Origin of the sequence: Streptomyces sp. NPDC014991 (genome assembly GCF_043080665.1) — a bacterium.
GTDB lineage: Bacteria > Actinomycetota > Actinomycetes > Streptomycetales > Streptomycetaceae > Streptomyces.
Window position 1 is genome coordinate 10,818 of the sequence record NZ_JBIBVY010000004.1, and the last position, 16,168, is coordinate 26,985.

The following is a 16,168-nucleotide window of genomic DNA, read 5'->3' on the forward strand; positions in this document are numbered from 1 at the left end:
GGTAACCTCACACCCATGGCCTCACGTCCGTCCGCAGCCAAGAAGCAGCCCGCGAAGAAGGTGGCAGCTCCCGCGAAGGCTGCGGTGAAGAAGGCCGCCGTGAAGAAGGCCGCGGCCAGGAAGGCGCCCGCCAGGAAGCCGGCGGCGAGGAAGGCCGTGCCGCCGAGGCCGGCTCCCAGCCCCACCGGCGGTCTCTACCGGCTCGTGCGCGCCCTCTGGCTCGGCCTCGCGCACGCCTTCGGCGCCGTCTTCCGCGGCATAGGGCAGGGTGCGAAGAACCTCGACCCGGCCCACCGCAAGGACGGCGTCGCCCTGCTGCTGTTCGGCATCGCCCTGATCGTCGCGGCCGGCACCTGGGCCGACCTGAAGGGGCCCGTCGGCGACCTGGTGGAGATGCTCGTCACCGGCGCCTTCGGGCGGCTCGACCTGCTGGTGCCGATACTGCTCGCGGTGATCGCCGTACGGTTCGTCCGGCATCCGGAGAAGCCGGAGGCCAACGGCCGGATCGTGATCGGCCTGTCGGCACTCGTCGTCGGTGTGCTCGGCCAGGTCCACATCGCCTGCGGCGCGCCCGCGCGCAGCGCCGGCATGCAGGCCATAAGGGACGCCGGCGGCCTCATCGGCTGGGCGGCGGCCACCCCGCTGACGTACACCATGACCGAGGTGCTCGCCGTACCCCTGCTGGTGCTGCTGACGGTCTTCGGGCTGCTGGTGGTGACCGCCACTCCGGTCAACGCCGTCCCGCAGCGGCTGCGGGCGCTCGGCGTGAGCCTGGGGCTGCTGCCCGACCACGAGGACGACGAGTTCGTCGAGGACGGCGCGTACTACGGCGAGCACTACGACGAGCAGTGGCGCGAGGCGCCGCCGGCGCGTCCGCGCGGACGCTCGCGCGCCCCCCGGGCGTACGACCCGGGCGGGGTGGAGGAGGAGGCCGTCGCGCAGCGCCGCGGGCGTCCCCGGCGCTCCGCCGTGCCCCAGCCGGATCCGCAGCGGCATCCGGACGCCGTGGACGTCGCCGCGGCCGCCGCCGCCGCGCTCGACGGTGCCGTGCTGCACGGCATGCCGCCGTCCCCGCTCGTCGCCGACCTCACACAGGGGGTGGGCGCGGACCGGCGTGAGGACACCGCCCCGGTGCCCACGCCGGCGCCCGCCGGCTCTCCGGTGCGGACACCGGCGCCCGCGTCGTCGTCCGTACCCGCCCCGGCGCCCCGGCCGAAGCAGGAGCGGGTCGCGTCCGGGCCCGTACCGGACCTCACCAAGAAGGCCCCCGAGGTGCCCCGGGAACTGCCCGCGCGCGCGGAGCAGCTCCAGCTGGCCGGTGACATCACCTACGCGCTGCCCTCCCTGGACCTGCTCCGGCGCGGCGGCCCCGGCAAGGCGCGCAGCGCGGCCAACGACGCCGTCGTCGCCTCGCTCACCCAGGTGTTCATGGAGTTCAAGGTCGACGCGGCCGTGACCGGCTTCACCCGCGGGCCGACGGTCACCCGCTACGAGGTCGAGCTGGGCCCCGCCGTGAAGGTCGAGCGGATCACCGCGCTCACCAAGAACATCGCCTACGCGGTGGCCAGTCCCGACGTGCGGATCATCAGCCCGATCCCCGGCAAGTCCGCGGTCGGCATCGAGATCCCGAACACCGACCGGGAGATGGTCAACCTCGGTGACGTCCTGCGTCTCGCGGAATCCGCCGAGGACGACGACCCGATGCTGGTCGCCTTCGGCAAGGACGTCGAGGGCGGGTACGTCATGCACTCGCTGGCGAAGATGCCGCACATGCTGGTCGCCGGCGCGACCGGTTCCGGCAAGTCGTCCTGCATCAACTGCCTGATCACCTCGGTCATGATGCGGGCGACCCCGGAAGACGTCCGGATGATCCTCGTCGACCCCAAGCGCGTCGAACTGACCGCCTACGAGGGCATCCCGCATCTGATCACGCCGATCATCACGAACCCCAAGCGGGCCGCCGAGGCCCTCCAGTGGGTCGTCCGCGAGATGGACCTCAGGTACGACGACCTGGCCGCCTACGGATACCGGCACATCGACGACTTCAACCGCGCGGTGCGCGAGGGCAAGGTCAAGCCGCCCGAGGGCAGCGAGCGGGAGCTGCAGCCGTACCCGTACCTGCTGGTGATCGTGGACGAGTTGGCCGACCTGATGATGGTCGCCCCGCGGGACGTCGAGGACGCCATCGTGCGCATCACGCAGCTCGCGCGCGCGGCCGGCATCCACCTCGTGCTCGCCACCCAGCGCCCGTCGGTGGACGTGGTCACCGGTCTGATCAAGGCCAACGTTCCCTCCCGGCTGGCCTTCGCCACCTCCTCGCTCGCCGACTCCCGGGTCATCCTCGACCAGCCGGGCGCCGAGAAACTGATCGGCAAGGGCGACGGCCTGTTCCTGCCGATGGGCGCGAACAAGCCGACCCGTATGCAGGGCGCGTTCGTGACCGAGGAGGAGGTCGCGGTCGTCGTCCAGCACTGCAAGGACCAGATGGCGCCCGTCTTCCGGGACGACGTCACCGTCGGCAGCAAGCAGAAGAAGGAGATCGACGAGGACATCGGCGACGACCTCGACCTGCTGTGCCAGGCCGCCGAACTGGTCGTCTCCACCCAGTTCGGGTCGACTTCCATGCTCCAGCGCAAGCTGCGCGTCGGATTCGCCAAGGCCGGGCGGCTGATGGACCTCATGGAGTCCCGCAGCATCGTGGGACCGAGCGAGGGCTCCAAGGCGCGTGACGTTCTCGTGAAACCCGACGAACTGGACGGCGTGCTCGCGGTGATACGCGGGGAGAGTGAGGGGTAGCGCGAAGGGCCGTCCGGCGGGCGTGGGTTACGCCGACCGGCCGGACCCCCGTGACCCACCCGTTAGACAACGGTGAGCAACCGTTTCCCTCAGTCGTACGTCCAGTTGAGCGAGAGGACAGGTAGGCCTCCCATCCCGGGGTACCTGCCCGTCAGCCCTCGGTGTTCCGGGCCGATCCGATGGCGTACAAAGTCCCGCCGCCCGCTTGCCCCACCCTTTCGTACCCCCCCTAGACTGAGCTTCCAGCACAGGTGGCTACACGCTCGAAAGGCGCCCCCGTGTCCCTCGGCAACTCTCCTGAAGACGAGCGTCCGATCCCAGACGAGTCCCACGAGGCCCGGCCCTCCGTGGGCCGTGCCTTGCAGCAGGCGCGGATCGCGGCCAGGCTGACGGTGGACGACGTCAGCAGCGCCACTCGCGTCCGCATCGCCATCGTGCACGCCATCGAGGCGGACGACTTCACCCCCTGCGGCGGCGACGTGTACGCCCGGGGGCACATCCGCACGCTGGCCAGGGCCGTCCACCTCGATCCCGGTCCGCTGATCGCCCAGTACGACGCCGAGCACGGTGGCCGCCCCGCGCCCACCCCCGCCGCACCGATGTTCGAGGCGGAGCGGATCCGGCCCGAGCGCCGCGGCCCGAACTGGACCGCGGCCATGGTCGCCGCGATCGTCGTGGTGATCGGCTTCGTCGGGTTCACCGCCGTCAAGGGCGGCGACGGCGGCTCCCGGACGCAGGTCGCCGAGGGCGCCACGCCGGCTGCCGGCAAGACCGCCTCGGCGACGCCGAAGAAGGCGAAGCCCGCCGCGCCGACCGGTGAGCCCTCCGACAGTGCCATCGCCGCCGCCCCCCAGGACAAGGTGACCGTCCAGGTCAGCGCGCCCGGCGGGCGCAGCTGGATCTCGGCCAAGGACCACAACGGCCGCATGCTCTTCGACGGGCTGCTGAAGAAGGGCGAGTCGAAGACGTTCCAGGACAGCTCCAAGATCAACCTGATTCTGGGCGACGCGGGCGCCATCGAGCTGTACGTCAACGGCAAGAAGATCGAGGACACCTTCAAGCCCGGCGCGGTGGAGCGGCTGACCTACACCAAGGGCGACCCGGTGGCCGGCTGACCTGCCCCGCGGCGCGGATGTGACGGAGTCGGCCGCGCTCGGCCAACCCCGTCGACGTGGGGTGTCATCGGGACGAAGTAGTCTTGAGCCCATGCCTGAACGCCGTACCGTCGCACTCGTCACTCTCGGCTGCGCTCGTAACGAGGTGGATTCCGAGGAGCTCGCAGGCCGTTTGGAGGCGGACGGCTGGCAGCTCGTCGAGGACGCCGCGGACGCCGACGTCGCCGTGGTCAACACCTGCGGCTTCGTGGAGGCCGCCAAGAAGGACTCCGTCGACGCCCTGCTGGAGGCCAACGACCTCAAGGACCACGGCAGAACCCAGGCCGTCGTGGCCGTGGGCTGCATGGCCGAGCGGTACGGCAAAGAGCTGGCCGAGGCGCTGCCCGAGGCCGACGGCGTGCTCGGCTTCGACGACTACGCGGACATCTCCGACCGCCTCCAGACCATCCTCTCCGGCGGCATCCACGCCGCCCACACCCCGCGCGACCGGCGCCGACTGCTGCCGATCAGCCCCGCCGAGCGACAGGAATCGGCCGCGGCGGTGGCGCTGCCCGGACACGGTCCGGCCGACCTCCCCGAGGGCGTCGCGCCCGCCTCCGGCCCCCGTGCGCCGCTGCGCCGCCGGCTGGACGGGGCGCCCGTCGCCTCGGTCAAGCTCGCCTCGGGCTGCGACCGGCGATGCTCGTTCTGCGCCATCCCCTCCTTCCGCGGCTCCTTCATCTCCCGCCGCCCCAGCGACGTCCTCAACGAGACCCGCTGGCTGGCCGAGCAGGGCGTGAAGGAGGTCATGCTGGTCTCCGAGAACAACACCTCCTACGGCAAGGACCTCGGTGACATCCGCCTGCTGGAGTCCCTCCTGCCGGAGCTGGCCGAGGTCGACGGCATCGAGCGGGTGCGGGTGAGCTACCTCCAGCCGGCCGAGATGCGCCCGGGCCTGATCGACGTGCTGACCTCCACCCCGAAGGTCGTGCCCTACTTCGACCTGTCCTTCCAGCACTCCGCGCCCGACGTGCTGCGCGCCATGCGCCGCTTCGGCGACACCGACCGGTTCCTCGAGCTGCTCGACACCATCCGCGGCAAGGCACCCCAGGCCGGTGTGCGCTCCAACTTCATCGTCGGCTTCCCCGGCGAGACCGAGTCCGACCTGGCCGAACTGGAGCGCTTCCTGAACGGCGCCCGGCTGGACGCCATCGGCGTCTTCGGCTACTCCGACGAGGAGGGCACGGAAGCGGCGACGTACGAGAACAAGCTGGACGAGGACCTCGTCGCCGAGCGGCTGGCGCGGATCTCCCGGCTCGCCGAGGAGCTCGTCTCGCAGCGTGCCGAGGAGCGCGTCGGCGAGACCGTGCGCGTCCTGGTGGAGTCCGTCGACGAGGAGGAGGGCGTCCACGGCCGTGCCGAGCACCAGGCCCCGGAGACCGACGGCCACGTCCTGCTCACGAGCGGCGCCGGCCTGAGGGTCGGACGTATGGTCGAGGCGAAGGTGGTCGGTACGGAAGGTGTCGACCTGGTCGCCGAGCCGCTGACCGGCTCGCTCGCGTGTAGTGAGGAGGCGGGCAGATGACCGGAGTCCCGGCATCCGCCGCGGGCGGCTCCTCCGGCGCGCAGGGCGCACCGGGCACCGCCGCCGCTGCCGACGGCGTCACGTCCGAGGTCTCCGGTTCTGCTTCTGGTCCGGCCACGGCCCCCGAGGGCGGCGGCAAGCCGGCTCGCGGCGGGAAGATCGCGGCCGCGGCCGTCAACCAGGCCAGCGTCTGGAACGTCGCCAATCTGCTGACGATGCTCCGGCTGGTCCTGGTGCCCGGCTTCGTGGCTCTGATGCTGGCCGACGGCGGCTATGACCCGGCCTGGCGCTCGCTGGCCTGGGCGTGCTTCGCCATCGCCATGATCACCGACCTGTTCGACGGGCATCTGGCGCGCACGTACGACCTGGTCACCGACTTCGGCAAGATCGCCGACCCCATCGCCGACAAGGCGATCATGGGGGCGGCGCTCGTCTGTCTGTCGGCCCTGGGCGATCTGCCGTGGTGGGTCACGGCCGTCATCCTCGGCCGGGAACTCGGCATCACCCTGCTGCGTTTCCTGGTCATCCGCTACGGCGTGATCCCCGCCAGCCGGGGCGGCAAGCTCAAGACGCTCATCCAGGGCGTGGCCGTCGGGATGTACGTCCTGCCGCTGACGGGGTGGCTGGCCACCTCGAGGTTCTGGGTGATGGCCGCGGCGGTCGTCCTCACGGTCGTGACCGGCCTCGACTACGTAAGACAAGCCATTGTGCTGCGGCGACAGGGAATCGCCGAGCGCTCGGCGGCGTTGGAGGAGAAGGAAGCGTGAGTTCCGGGGCCACCGAACTGGTGCGACTACTGACAGTGAGGGGTGAGACCCTCGCCGTCGCCGAGTCGCTGACCGGTGGTCTGGTCGCCGCGGAGATCACCGGGGTGCCCGGGGCCTCCCGGGTGTTCCGGGGCTCGGTCACCGCCTACGCCACCGAGCTGAAGCACCGGCTGCTGGGCGTGGACGCCACTCTGCTGGCTCAGCGCGGAGCGGTGGATCCGCAGGTCGCGGCGCAGATGGCGGCCGGAGTCCGCGAGGCGCTGGGAGCCGACTGGGGCATCGCGACCACCGGGGTCGCCGGCCCCGACCCGCAGGACGGCCGGCCCGTCGGGACGGTGTACGTCGCCGTGGACGGGCCTTGCACCGCCCGGGCCGGTTCTGCCGGTGGCGGAAAAGTCGAGGGTCTGCGGTTGAACGGCAGCCGTGCGGAAATTCGTATGGAGAGTGTACGGAGCGTACTCGCAGTGCTTCTGGAGCGGCTTGCGGGCGAACAGACCGGGAATGAGCGGGCACAGGATACGGAACGGAACGGGGGGTTTTGATGTTTGCAGCCCTGAGTGAACACGACATCGCTCCCCGCACGGCCGCGGCGCGAGGCGGTACGGTGGGGCGAGAAGGATGCGGCTACGCGGTCCGAGGAGGGAGCCACCGATGATTCTGCTCCGTCGCCTGCTGGGTGACGTGCTGCGTCGGCAGCGCCAACGCCAGGGCCGTACTCTGCGCGAAGTCTCCTCGTCCGCCCGAGTCTCACTCGGCTATCTCTCCGAGGTGGAGCGGGGGCAGAAGGAGGCATCCTCCGAGCTGCTCGCCGCCATCTGCGACGCGCTGGACGTACGGATGTCGGAACTCATGCGAGAAGTGAGCGACGAACTGGCGCTCGCCGAACTGGCACAGTCCGCCGCGGCCGAGCACGTGCCCGCGCCGGTCCGGCCGATGCTGGGTGCCGTCTCGGTGACCGGCGTGCCACCGGAACGGGTGACGATCAAGGCACCCTCGGAGGCCGTGGACGTGGTCGCCGCCTAGGGTGCGTGTACGCGACCCGGCAACCCGATACGAGTGAGGCCCCGGCCGGCTCATCCCAGTGACCACTGGGAAGCCGGCCGGGGCTTCCGTTTTGTCATGCGCTCCGCGCGGGGCCCGGGGCCCTTCGTCCGTTTGCCGGAGTCGGGCGGTGCGGTCATCGTGGAGGGACGTGACGGGGCCGAAGCACCGGAGGAAGCGGATGTACGTCGTGAAGAGCCCATTGGCCGACGCGGCCCTGAAGACCGTGTCCGAGGCGCTCCAGGGCGCCCTCGTGGACCTGGTGGACCTCTCCCTGGTCGCCAAGCAGATCCACTGGAACGTCGTCGGGCCCCGCTTCCGGTCCGTCCACCTCCAGCTCGACGACGTGGTCGCCTCGGCCCGCACCCACTCCGACACCGTGGCCGAGCGCGCCTCGGCGCTGGGCGTTCCGCCCGACGGGCGCGCCGCCTCGGTGGCCTCCGGGAGCGGCATCGGCACCGCTCCGGCGGGATGGATCAAGGACACGGACGCGGTCGGCACGATGGTGGACGCGCTCGGCGCGGTGATCGTCCGCATGCGGGAGCGGGTGAACGCGACCGGCGAGGCGGACCCGGTGTCCCAGGACATCTTCATCGGCATCACCGCCGACCTGGAGAAACATCATTGGATGTTCCAGGCGGAGCACGCGTAGCGGCTCGCCGCAGGACGGCGGCCCCCTGCCGGGCCGTCCGTGGACCGAGTGGTGCGGCGTTGCTTCGGTGAGCCCGTGGTGCGCCTCCCGAGCGGGACGGGCGACGGTCTAGCGTCCGGCTGGAGGTGGTGGCGGGCATGGTGGGGCGGATAGTGCGCTACGGGGTGGCGCTCGGATGCGGCGCGGCCTGGTGGTGGGCCGTGCTGCGGCTCGCCGTCGGCGAAGGCCCGGGCGTGCTGGAAGGCGCCGTCGTGGCGGGCGGCTGGGGGCTGAGCGTGCTGCCCGTGCACTGCGCGCCCAAGCGGCGCGCGACCGGGGCCGTGCCCGCCGGCCGCTGGCAGGCCGCCTGGCGGGCGGGCGACATCACCACGGCGCCGCAGTCCTGTCCGGGCGAGCTGTCCGACCCGTCGTGAGCGCTGACGGTCCGGTACGGGCAGTGCCGAAATCCGGCGGCGTCGGTCGATGAGAGGCCTGCGGAGGGTGCCGGGTGCCGGTCCGGGTGGTCAGCCGGTGCGGCGGGGGTACTTCTCGCGCCAGCGTTGCGGTGAGCCCGGTGCGGGAGCGGGGCCCGTCTGGCAGGTGGGGCACCAGTAGGTGGGCCGCTCCTGGGAGCCGTCGCCCTGGTCGGCCACCCGCACGGGGGTGTGGCAACGCAGGCAAGGGCGGGACGCGCGGCCGTAGACGAACAGATCCTGCCGGTGCAGGCCGGTGGTCTGCCTGACCGGGCGGTCGCGGTTCGCCTCCAGCAGCTTCTTGGCCAGGAGGGGCAGCTTCTCGGCGCGGTCCCCGGGGAGTGTGCCGGCCGGTAGCCAGGGGGTCACGCCGAGCAGGAAGCACAGCTCGCTCTTGTACACGTTGCCGATGCCGGCCAGGTTGCGCTGGTCGAGCAGGGCCTCGCCGAGCTGGCGGGCGGGGTCCGCGAGGATGTTGGCCAGCGCGCGATCGGGGTTCCAGTCCGGGCCGAGCAGATCGGGGCCGAGGTGGCCGACGGCCCGCTCCTCGTCGGCCGTGTGCAGCAGCTCCAGGACCGTAAGGCGGTAGCCGACGGCCGCGCGGTCGGCGGTGGTGAGGACCGCGCGGATCTGGTGGGCCGGTCCGCCCCGCCAGCGCTCGCCCGTGCCGAACACCTTCCACGCTCCCTCCATGCGCAGATGGGTGTGCAGGGTCAGACCGCCCTCGAACCGGGTGAGCAGGTGCTTGCCGCGCGGGATCGTGTTCAGCACCGTGCGGCCGGCCAGGTCGACCGTCGCGTACTTCGGCACCCGGAAGTCGCTCCGGGTCAGCGCCTTGCCCGCGAGGGCCTCGTGCAGCCGTCGCGCGGCCTGCCAGACCGTGTCACCTTCGGGCATGCGTCAAGAGTGCCACGCGCTCGGCGCTGCCACGGCGGGGTGGGAGAGCGCCGCCGGGTCCGGGGTCTGGGGGTGGGTGGACGGTGTCGATCCAGGGGTGTGTGGGGCAGGTGGGTGGGACGGTGTCGGGTCCGGCGTCTGTGGGGCGGGGCCGAAGTCGGTCGCGTTGGGTGGGGTGGCTCGGGGCATGGGGTCGGTCACCGCGGCGGAGCGGTGCGTGGCGGCGCGGTCCCGGTCAGGCTCTCAGGCGCAGGCCGCGTGGTGTCGCCACGAATCCCGCCGTCTCCAGGAGGGTGCCCACGGGCGAGGTCAGGGCCTGGACGCCGTTGATCCGCTCGACCGTGACCGTGCCGAGTGAACCCGCGCGGGCCGCCGCGGCCAGCGCTTCGGCGGCCGTACCCAGACGGTGGTCGTCCGGGACGTCGGTGTCCGGGTCGGCGGGCCAGGCCAGCAGTGTCTTGCCGCCGCGCTCCATGTACAGCGTCAGCTCGCCCTCCACCAGGACGACCAGTGAGCCCGCCTTGCGGCCCGGCTTGTGCCCGGCTCCGGTCGGCGGCTCCGGCCAGGGGAGTGCGGCGCCGTAGGCGTTCGCGGGGTCGGCCGCGGCGAGGACCACAGCGCGGGGGTCGGGTGCCGGGGCGTCCGTACGGCCGTTGCCCCGGCCCCGGTGCGCGGCCGGGCCGAACGGAGCGGAGCCGTACGAGCGTGAGCCACCGGGACCGGCGGCGTAGGGGGCGGGGCCGCCGCCGCGGGGGCCGCCGTAGCCGGGGGAGGCGAACGGGTCGGCGAGGTCGCGGGGCGGGACGCGGTCGCCGGCGGCGGTGGGGCCGTCCTCCGGCGGCCAGGTGAAGTCGCCGTCCAGGCCCGGGTGGGCGAGACCGCCGTCGGCCCCGTCGAAGGCGCCGGGAGGTGTGTGGCCGTGCAGGGTGCCGTCGGCTGTGCCGAAGGGCGCATCGAACGGGTTCGGGAAACCCGAGTCGGCGAAGCCGTTCGCGCCACCCGGGGCCACGAGGCCACTGTGACCGGCCGGGACGGGCAGCCCCTGGGACCGCTCGCGGGCGTTCGCCACCGCACGCAGGCGGTCCACCGCGCCGTCCATGGCGAACTGGGCCGCGCCCAGCCCCTCGACCACATAACCACGCCGGGCCTGGCCGCTCTCCTCGAACACGGACAGGACCCGGTACACCGCCGAGAAGCCGCCCTCGACACCCTCCGCGGCGACCGCGCCGCGCGTGACCACGCCGTGCCGGTCCAGGAGCGTGCGTGCCAGCGCGTGCGCGCGCACGGTGACGTCCGGCTCGGCCGCGGGCAGCAGCGACCAGCGGCCGGCGACGGTCGGCGGGCCGGTGCGGGAGGCGGTGCGCGCCGCGGCCGTCAGGGAGCCGTACCGGCCGCGCGGGACGCTGCGCTTGGCACGGTGCGCGGTCGAGCCCGCGGTACGGCCCGAGCCCAGCAGGGAGCGCATCGGCGCCAGCGTGTCGTTGGTGAGCCGGCCCGACCAGGCCAGGTCCCACAGCGCGTCGGCCAGTTGCGGGTCGGTGGCCTCGGGGTGGGTGGTGGCCCGGACCTGGTCGGCGATCTGCCGGAAGAACAGGCCGTAGCCGCCGGAGAGGGCGTCGAGGACGGACCGGTGGAGCGGGCTCAGCTCCAGCGGGTGCGGTGACGGCAGCAGCAGCGGCGCCGCGTCGGCCAGGTAGAGGGAGACCCAGCCGTCCTTGCCGGGCAGGGCGCCCGCTCCGGCCCACACCACCTCACCCGCCGCGGTCAGCTCATCGAGCATCGACGGGGTGTAGGCGGCCACGCGGGAGGGCAGGACCAGCTTCTCCAGCGCGGAGGCCGGCACCGAGGCGCCCTGCAACTGCTCCACGGCGCGCACCAGTCCGTCGATGCCCCGCAGCCCGTGGCCCTTGCCGATGTGCTGCCACTGCGGCAGGAACTGCGCGAGCGCGGGCGGCGGCACGGGTTCCAGCTCGTGCCGCAGGGCCGCCAGGGAGCGGCGGCGCAGGCGGCGCAGTACGGCCGCGTCGCACCACTCCTGGCCGATGCCCGCCGGGTGGAACTCGCCCTGGACGACTCGGCCGTTGGCGGCGAGCCGGTGCAGGGCGCCCTCCGTGACCGCGACACCCAGGCCGAAGCGGGCCGCTACCGTGGCCGACGTGAACGGACCGTGCGTGCGGGCGTACCGGGCGAGGAGGTCGCCCAGCGGGTCCTTGACCGGCTCGGTGAAGGCCTCGGGGACACCGACCGGCAGCGCCGTGCCGAGCGCGTCGCGCAGCCGGCCCGCGTCCTCGATCGCCGCCCAGTGCTCGGCGCCCGCGATCCGCACCCTGATGGCCCGGCGGGCGCCGGCCAGCTCCCGCGCCCACTGCGGGTCCGCGCCCCGTGCGACCAGCTCGGCGTCGGTCAGCGGGCCGAGCACGCGCAGTATGTCGGCGACCCCCTCCACGTCCTTGACCCGGCGGTCCTCCGTGAGCCACTGGAGTTCGCGCTCCAGCTCGGTCAGCACCTCCGCGTCGAGCAGTTCGCGCAGCTCCGCCCGGCCCAGCAGCTCGGCCAGCAGCCGTGAGTCCAGGGACAGCGCGGCGGCGCGGCGCTCGGCCAGCGGGGAGTCGCCCTCGTACAGGAACTGGGCGACGTACCCGAACAGCAGGGAGCGGGCGAACGGCGACGGCTCCGGGGTGGTGACCTCGACCAGGCGTACCCTGCGGGACTCCAGGTCGCCCATCAGCTCGACCAGCCCGGGAACGTCGAAGACGTCCTGGAGGCATTCGCGGACCGCCTCCAGGACGATCGGGAAAGAACCGAACTCGCTCGCCACCTGGAGCAGCTGGGCCGCCCGCTGGCGCTGCTGCCACAGCGGGGTGCGCTTGCCCGGGGTGCGGCGCGGCAGCAGCAGCGCGCGGGCGGCGCACTCGCGGAACCGGGAGGCGAACAGCGCCGAGCCGCCGACCTGGTCGGTGACGACCTGGTCGACCTCGCCCTTGTCGAAGGCGACGTCCGCCGCGCCGACCGGGGCCTGGTCGCCGTCGTACTCGGTGCCGGTCTTCACCGGCTCCCGGTCGAGCAGGTCCAGGCCCATCAGGTCGGCGTCGGGCAGACGCAGCACGATGCCGTCGTCGGCGTGCATGACCTGCGCGTCCATGCCGTACCGCTCGGACAGGCGGGCGCCGAGGGCGAGCGCCCAGGGGGCGTGGACCTGGGCGCCGAACGGCGAGTGCACGACGACGCGCCAGTCGCCCAGCTCGTCACGGAACCGTTCGACGACGATCGTGCGGTCGTCCGGGACATGGCCGCAGGCCTCGCGCTGCTCGTCCAGGTACGACAGCACGTTGTCCGCCGCCCAGGCGTCCAGACCCGCGGTGAGCAGGCGCAGCCGGGCGTCGTCCTTGGACAGCGAGCCGATCTCGCGCAGGAACGCGCCGACCGCGCGGCCCAGTTCGAGCGGGCGGCCGAGCTGGTCGCCCTTCCAGAAGGGCAGCCGGCCCGGCACCCCGGGCGCGGGGGAGACCAGGACGCGGTCGCGTGTGATGTCCTCGATGCGCCAGGAACTCGTGCCCAGCGTGAAGACATCGCCCACCCGGGACTCGTAGACCATCTCCTCGTCCAGCTCGCCGACCCGGCCGCCGCCCTTCTTGGGGTCGGAGCCGGCGAGGAAGACGCCGAACAGGCCACGGTCCGGGATCGTGCCGCCGGAGGTGACGGCGAGACGCTGGGCGCCGGGCCGGCCGGTGACCGTGCCGGCCACCCGGTCCCAGACCACGCGCGGGCGCAGCTCGGCGAACGCGTCCGACGGGTAGCGGCCCGCGAGCATGTCGAGCGTGGCCGTGAACGCCGACTCGGGGAGGGAGGCGAACGGGGCGGCGCGGCGGACCACGGCGAGGAGGTCGTCGTACTGCCAGGTGTCCAGCGCGGTCATGGCGACCAGTTGCTGCGCGAGCACGTCCAGCGGGTTCGCGGGCACCTTCAGGGACTCGATGGCGCCCGAGCGCATCCGCTCGGTGACCACGGCCGCCTGCACGAGGTCCCCCCGGTACTTCGGGAAGACGACACCCGTGGAGACGGCGCCGACCTGGTGTCCCGCGCGGCCCACGCGCTGGAGGCCCGAGGCGACCGAGGGCGGGGACTCGACCTGCACGACGAGGTCCACGGCACCCATGTCGATGCCCAGTTCCAGGCTGGACGTGGCGACCACCGCGGGCAGCCGGCCCGCCTTGAGGTCTTCCTCCACCAGGGCGCGCTGCTCCTTGGAGACCGAGCCGTGGTGCGCGCGGGCGATCACCGGGGGCGCGCCCTGGGCCGCGCCCGAGCCGCCCATCAGCTGGGCGGGGGAGTGGTGCTCGTCCAGGGGTTCGCCGGTGGCGCGCTCGTACGCGATCTCGTTGAGCCGGTTGCACAGCCGTTCGGCCAGCCGGCGGGAGTTGGCGAAGACGATCGTGGAGCGGTGGGACTGGACCAGGTCGGCGATCCGTTCCTCCACCTGCGGCCAGATCGACGGCCGCTCCCCGCCCCCGGCCGCGTCGGCCGCCGGGGCGCCGCCCAGCTCACCCATGTCCTCGACCGGGACGACCACGGACAGGTCGAACTCCTTGCCGGACTCCGGCTGGACGATCTCCACCTTGCGGCGCGGCGACAGATAACGGGCCACCTCGTCCACCGGGCGCACGGTCGCCGACAGGCCGATCCGGCGGGCGGGCCTCGGCAGCAGCTCGTCCAGCCGCTCAAGGGAGAGCGCGAGGTGCGCACCGCGCTTGGTGCCCGCGACGGCGTGCACCTCGTCCAGGATCACCGTCTCCACGCCGGCCAGCGCGTCACGCGCGGCCGACGTCAGCATCAGGAACAGCGACTCGGGAGTGGTGATGAGGATGTCAGGCGGGCGCGTGGACAGCGCGCGGCGCTCGGCGGGCGGGGTGTCGCCGGAACGGATGCCGACGCGGATCTCCGGCTCGGGCCGGCCCAGGCGCACGGACTCCTGGCGGATGCCGGTCAGCGGGCTGCGCAGATTGCGCTCGACGTCGACCGCGAGGGCCTTCAGCGGAGACACGTACAGCACCCGGCAGCGCTTCTTCGGGTCGGCCGGGGGCGGGGCCGAGGCCAGCTGGTCCAGGGCGGCGAGGAACGCGGCCAGCGTCTTGCCCGAGCCGGTCGGGGCGACCACCAGCACGTCCGAGCCCTCCCGGGTGGCCTGCCACGCGCCCGCCTGGGCCGCGGTGGGCGCGGAGAACGCCCCCGTGAACCAGCCGCGGGTCGCGGGGGAGAAGCCGTCCAGGGCTCGGTGTGCGGAGCTGACCATGCGTCCATCCTGCACCCGCCCACTGACAATCGCTCTGACCTGGGCAGATCAGGACCAGTGAGGTTCCTGTGCCCCGCCGGCGCCCGCCGCGGTGCGGGCAGGCGGCGCGGAGGGCGCGGCGGGTGCCACGGTCACGGCACCGCACCCCGCGGTCGGCGCGTCGCGGCAGTGGTGGTCACGTCGCGGCAGTGGTGGTCACGCGGGCGTACGGGCCGTCGGCGGCCGAGGCGGGGGCCGGGCCCACCCGGTGGGCCAGGTCGGCCCGCGCCTGTTCCGCCGGGCCGCGGCCACCCCGGCCCGGCCGGCGCGCCCGGCCGGCACCTACGGCGCCCTGGACCGGCCGGCCGACGAGGAGGACGTGCGCCCGACCGGTCAGCCCACGAAGCGGCCGTGCGCCCGCAGCGTGCGCAGCGCCTCGATCGTCACCAGGGGGCGCGCCTCCAGCGCGGGGGCCGGGGCCCACTGGCGCCACCGGACGGGCCAGCCGCCGTCCTCCTGCTGCTCGGCCGCCAGATGGTCCAGCGAGCGCGCCATCTCGTCATCCGTGAACCACGCGCGCGCGAGCGAGTCCGGGCTGCGGGCGAAGTCGTGCGGGAAGTGGTGCTCGCCCGGGGCGTAACCGGGTGCGACCGGGAACGCGTCGAGACGGCCGGGGTCCAGCGCCGCGAGCCGCTGCTGCCGCACCAGGCGGCCCAGCCGGCCGGCGGCGGCCTCCGCGCGCGGGCGGTCGGCAGCGGAGTCCAGGAAGGTCATGGCGGCCTCCACCTCGTAGGGGTGGGACTTCTCCAGGGACTCCACGGCCTGCCAGCAGAAGTCGGTGGCCCGGAACAGCCACGCGTGCCACACCGCGTTGCGGTGCAGCACACCGACCACCGGTCCGGTGGCCAGCAGCTCGCTGGGCGGGTCGTCGACGACCGGGACGAACGGCGCCGTCGGATACCCGCGCTGGCCGGGGTGGACGGCCGGCAGCGCGCCGTCCGGGGTGGAGACGGAGGTCAGGTAGCGGCACACGCGCTCCACCCGCTGCCCGCCGCACCGCCCGATGGCGTCCAGCACGCGCAGGGCGTGCGCGGTGTGCAGGGGCTGGCTGACGGGCCCGCGCAGATCGGGTTCGAGCGCGTGCCCGTAACCGCCGTCCTCGTTGCGGTAGGCGTCAAGTGCCGCCTCCACCGCGTCCGGGGTGCCGTGCAGGAAGTGGTAGGCGAAGAGGCGCTGTTCCAGGACGCGCGCGGTGAGCCACACGAACTGCTCGGCGCGGAGGAGCGGGGAGCGCGCCGGGGGCGTGGAGGGGAGCGGGGAGACTCCTGTTTCGGGCATGGGTCAGACCGTAGGACGGAAAGCGGTCTCGAAAGGCACTCCGGGCCAGGGCCCACACTCAGGGGCGGGATACTGGGGTCATGCGGTTGACGGTCTTCTGGCAGCGGATGGCGGAACACTTCGGTCGGGAGTACGCCGACACCTTCGCGCGTGATCACGTCATGTCCGAGCTGGGCGGACGCACGGTGAACGAGGCACTGGACGCCGGCTGGGAGGCCAAGGACGTGTGGCGCGTGGTCTGCGCGGTCATGAGCGTGCCCGGTGAGAGACGCTGACG

At 73.3% G+C, this 16,168-nt stretch carries 12 protein-coding genes; 9 read left to right on the top strand and 3 right to left on the bottom strand.

From position 1 onward, the window contains the following. Positions 1-15 precede the first annotated feature (15 nt). The 8 genes from ACF1BE_RS08650 to ACF1BE_RS08685 all read left to right on the top strand — a co-directional run bounded on the left by ACF1BE_RS08650 (position 16) and on the right by ACF1BE_RS08685 (position 8,348). Positions 16-2,796, top strand: coding sequence for a DNA translocase FtsK (locus ACF1BE_RS08650; RefSeq protein WP_392198245.1), 2,781 nt, complete (start codon positions 16-18; stop codon positions 2,794-2,796). Between the two features lie 278 nt (positions 2,797-3,074). Further along, on the top strand, positions 3,075-3,911 hold the full coding sequence (locus tag ACF1BE_RS08655; protein ID WP_392198246.1) for a helix-turn-helix domain-containing protein: 837 nt from the start codon (positions 3,075-3,077) through the stop codon (positions 3,909-3,911). A gap of 91 nt (positions 3,912-4,002) precedes the next feature. After that, complete coding sequence (rimO, locus tag ACF1BE_RS08660) at positions 4,003-5,475, top strand: 30S ribosomal protein S12 methylthiotransferase RimO (RefSeq protein WP_392198247.1); 1,473 nt, start codon at positions 4,003-4,005, stop codon at positions 5,473-5,475. Then, positions 5,472-6,242 carry a CDP-diacylglycerol--glycerol-3-phosphate 3-phosphatidyltransferase gene (gene pgsA, locus ACF1BE_RS08665; protein ID WP_392198248.1) on the top strand — a complete coding sequence of 257 codons (771 nt, stop codon included), beginning with the start codon at positions 5,472-5,474 and terminating at the stop codon, positions 6,240-6,242. Before rimO ends, pgsA begins: the two co-directional genes overlap by 4 nt. Beyond that, positions 6,239-6,784, top strand: coding sequence for a CinA family protein (locus ACF1BE_RS08670; RefSeq protein ID WP_392198249.1), 546 nt, complete (start codon positions 6,239-6,241; stop codon positions 6,782-6,784). The genes pgsA and ACF1BE_RS08670 overlap by 4 nt, the downstream gene beginning before the upstream one ends. Before the next feature lie 109 nt (positions 6,785-6,893). Then, the gene (locus ACF1BE_RS08675) at positions 6,894-7,265 is read left to right on the top strand and encodes a helix-turn-helix domain-containing protein (protein WP_392198250.1); all 372 of its coding nucleotides are present in this window, start codon (positions 6,894-6,896) and stop codon (positions 7,263-7,265) included. 199 nt (positions 7,266-7,464) lie between these two features. Next, entirely contained in the window at positions 7,465-7,935 is a 471-nt protein-coding gene (locus ACF1BE_RS08680; RefSeq protein WP_392198571.1) for a Dps family protein, read from the top strand. Positions 7,936-8,072: 137 nt separating this feature from the next. Continuing rightward, positions 8,073-8,348 (top strand): hypothetical protein, encoded by a 276-nt coding sequence (locus tag ACF1BE_RS08685; RefSeq protein ID WP_392198251.1) that lies wholly within the window; start codon positions 8,073-8,075, stop codon positions 8,346-8,348. A 90-nt stretch (positions 8,349-8,438) separates the two neighbouring features. On the opposite strand, the gene ACF1BE_RS08690 is transcribed toward ACF1BE_RS08685, so the two are convergent. The 3 genes from ACF1BE_RS08690 to ACF1BE_RS08700 all read right to left on the bottom strand — a co-directional run bounded on the left by ACF1BE_RS08690 (position 8,439) and on the right by ACF1BE_RS08700 (position 15,891). Continuing rightward, positions 8,439-9,284, bottom strand: coding sequence for a DNA-formamidopyrimidine glycosylase family protein (locus ACF1BE_RS08690; protein WP_392198252.1), 846 nt, complete (start codon positions 9,282-9,284; stop codon positions 8,439-8,441). A 235-nt stretch (positions 9,285-9,519) separates the two neighbouring features. Then, a complete protein-coding gene (locus ACF1BE_RS08695) occupies positions 9,520-14,574 on the bottom strand; it encodes an ATP-dependent helicase (RefSeq protein WP_392198253.1) in 5,055 nt (1,684 codons plus the stop codon). Between the two features lie 372 nt (positions 14,575-14,946). Then, on the bottom strand, positions 14,947-15,891 hold the full coding sequence (locus ACF1BE_RS08700; protein ID WP_392198254.1) for a hypothetical protein: 945 nt from the start codon (positions 15,889-15,891) through the stop codon (positions 14,947-14,949). Positions 15,892-15,971: 80 nt separating this feature from the next. Between ACF1BE_RS08700 and ACF1BE_RS08705 the strand changes: the two genes are divergently transcribed. Then, the gene (locus ACF1BE_RS08705; RefSeq protein WP_392198255.1) at positions 15,972-16,166 is read left to right on the top strand and encodes a DUF3046 domain-containing protein; all 195 of its coding nucleotides are present in this window, start codon (positions 15,972-15,974) and stop codon (positions 16,164-16,166) included. Positions 16,167-16,168 lie beyond the last annotated feature (2 nt).

Bases quoted from the DNA above. Each gene is read 5' to 3' on its own strand.
- ACF1BE_RS08700 (WP_392198254.1), bottom strand. From the start codon at position 15,891: ATGCCCGAAACAGGAGTCTCCCCGCTCCCCTCCACGCCCCCGGCGCGC.
- ACF1BE_RS08695 (WP_392198253.1), bottom strand. From the start codon at position 14,574: ATGGTCAGCTCCGCACACCGAGCCCTGGACGGCTTCTCCCCCGCGACC.
- ACF1BE_RS08685 (WP_392198251.1), top strand. From the start codon at position 8,073: ATGGTGGGGCGGATAGTGCGCTACGGGGTGGCGCTCGGATGCGGCGCG.
- rimO (WP_392198247.1), top strand. From the start codon at position 4,003: ATGCCTGAACGCCGTACCGTCGCACTCGTCACTCTCGGCTGCGCTCGT.
- pgsA (WP_392198248.1), top strand. From the start codon at position 5,472: ATGACCGGAGTCCCGGCATCCGCCGCGGGCGGCTCCTCCGGCGCGCAG.
- ACF1BE_RS08690 (WP_392198252.1), bottom strand. From the start codon at position 9,284: ATGCCCGAAGGTGACACGGTCTGGCAGGCCGCGCGACGGCTGCACGAG.
- ACF1BE_RS08705 (WP_392198255.1), top strand. From the start codon at position 15,972: ATGCGGTTGACGGTCTTCTGGCAGCGGATGGCGGAACACTTCGGTCGG.
- ACF1BE_RS08680 (WP_392198571.1), top strand. From the start codon at position 7,465: ATGTACGTCGTGAAGAGCCCATTGGCCGACGCGGCCCTGAAGACCGTG.
- ACF1BE_RS08650 (WP_392198245.1), top strand. From the start codon at position 16: ATGGCCTCACGTCCGTCCGCAGCCAAGAAGCAGCCCGCGAAGAAGGTG.
- ACF1BE_RS08675 (WP_392198250.1), top strand. From the start codon at position 6,894: ATGATTCTGCTCCGTCGCCTGCTGGGTGACGTGCTGCGTCGGCAGCGC.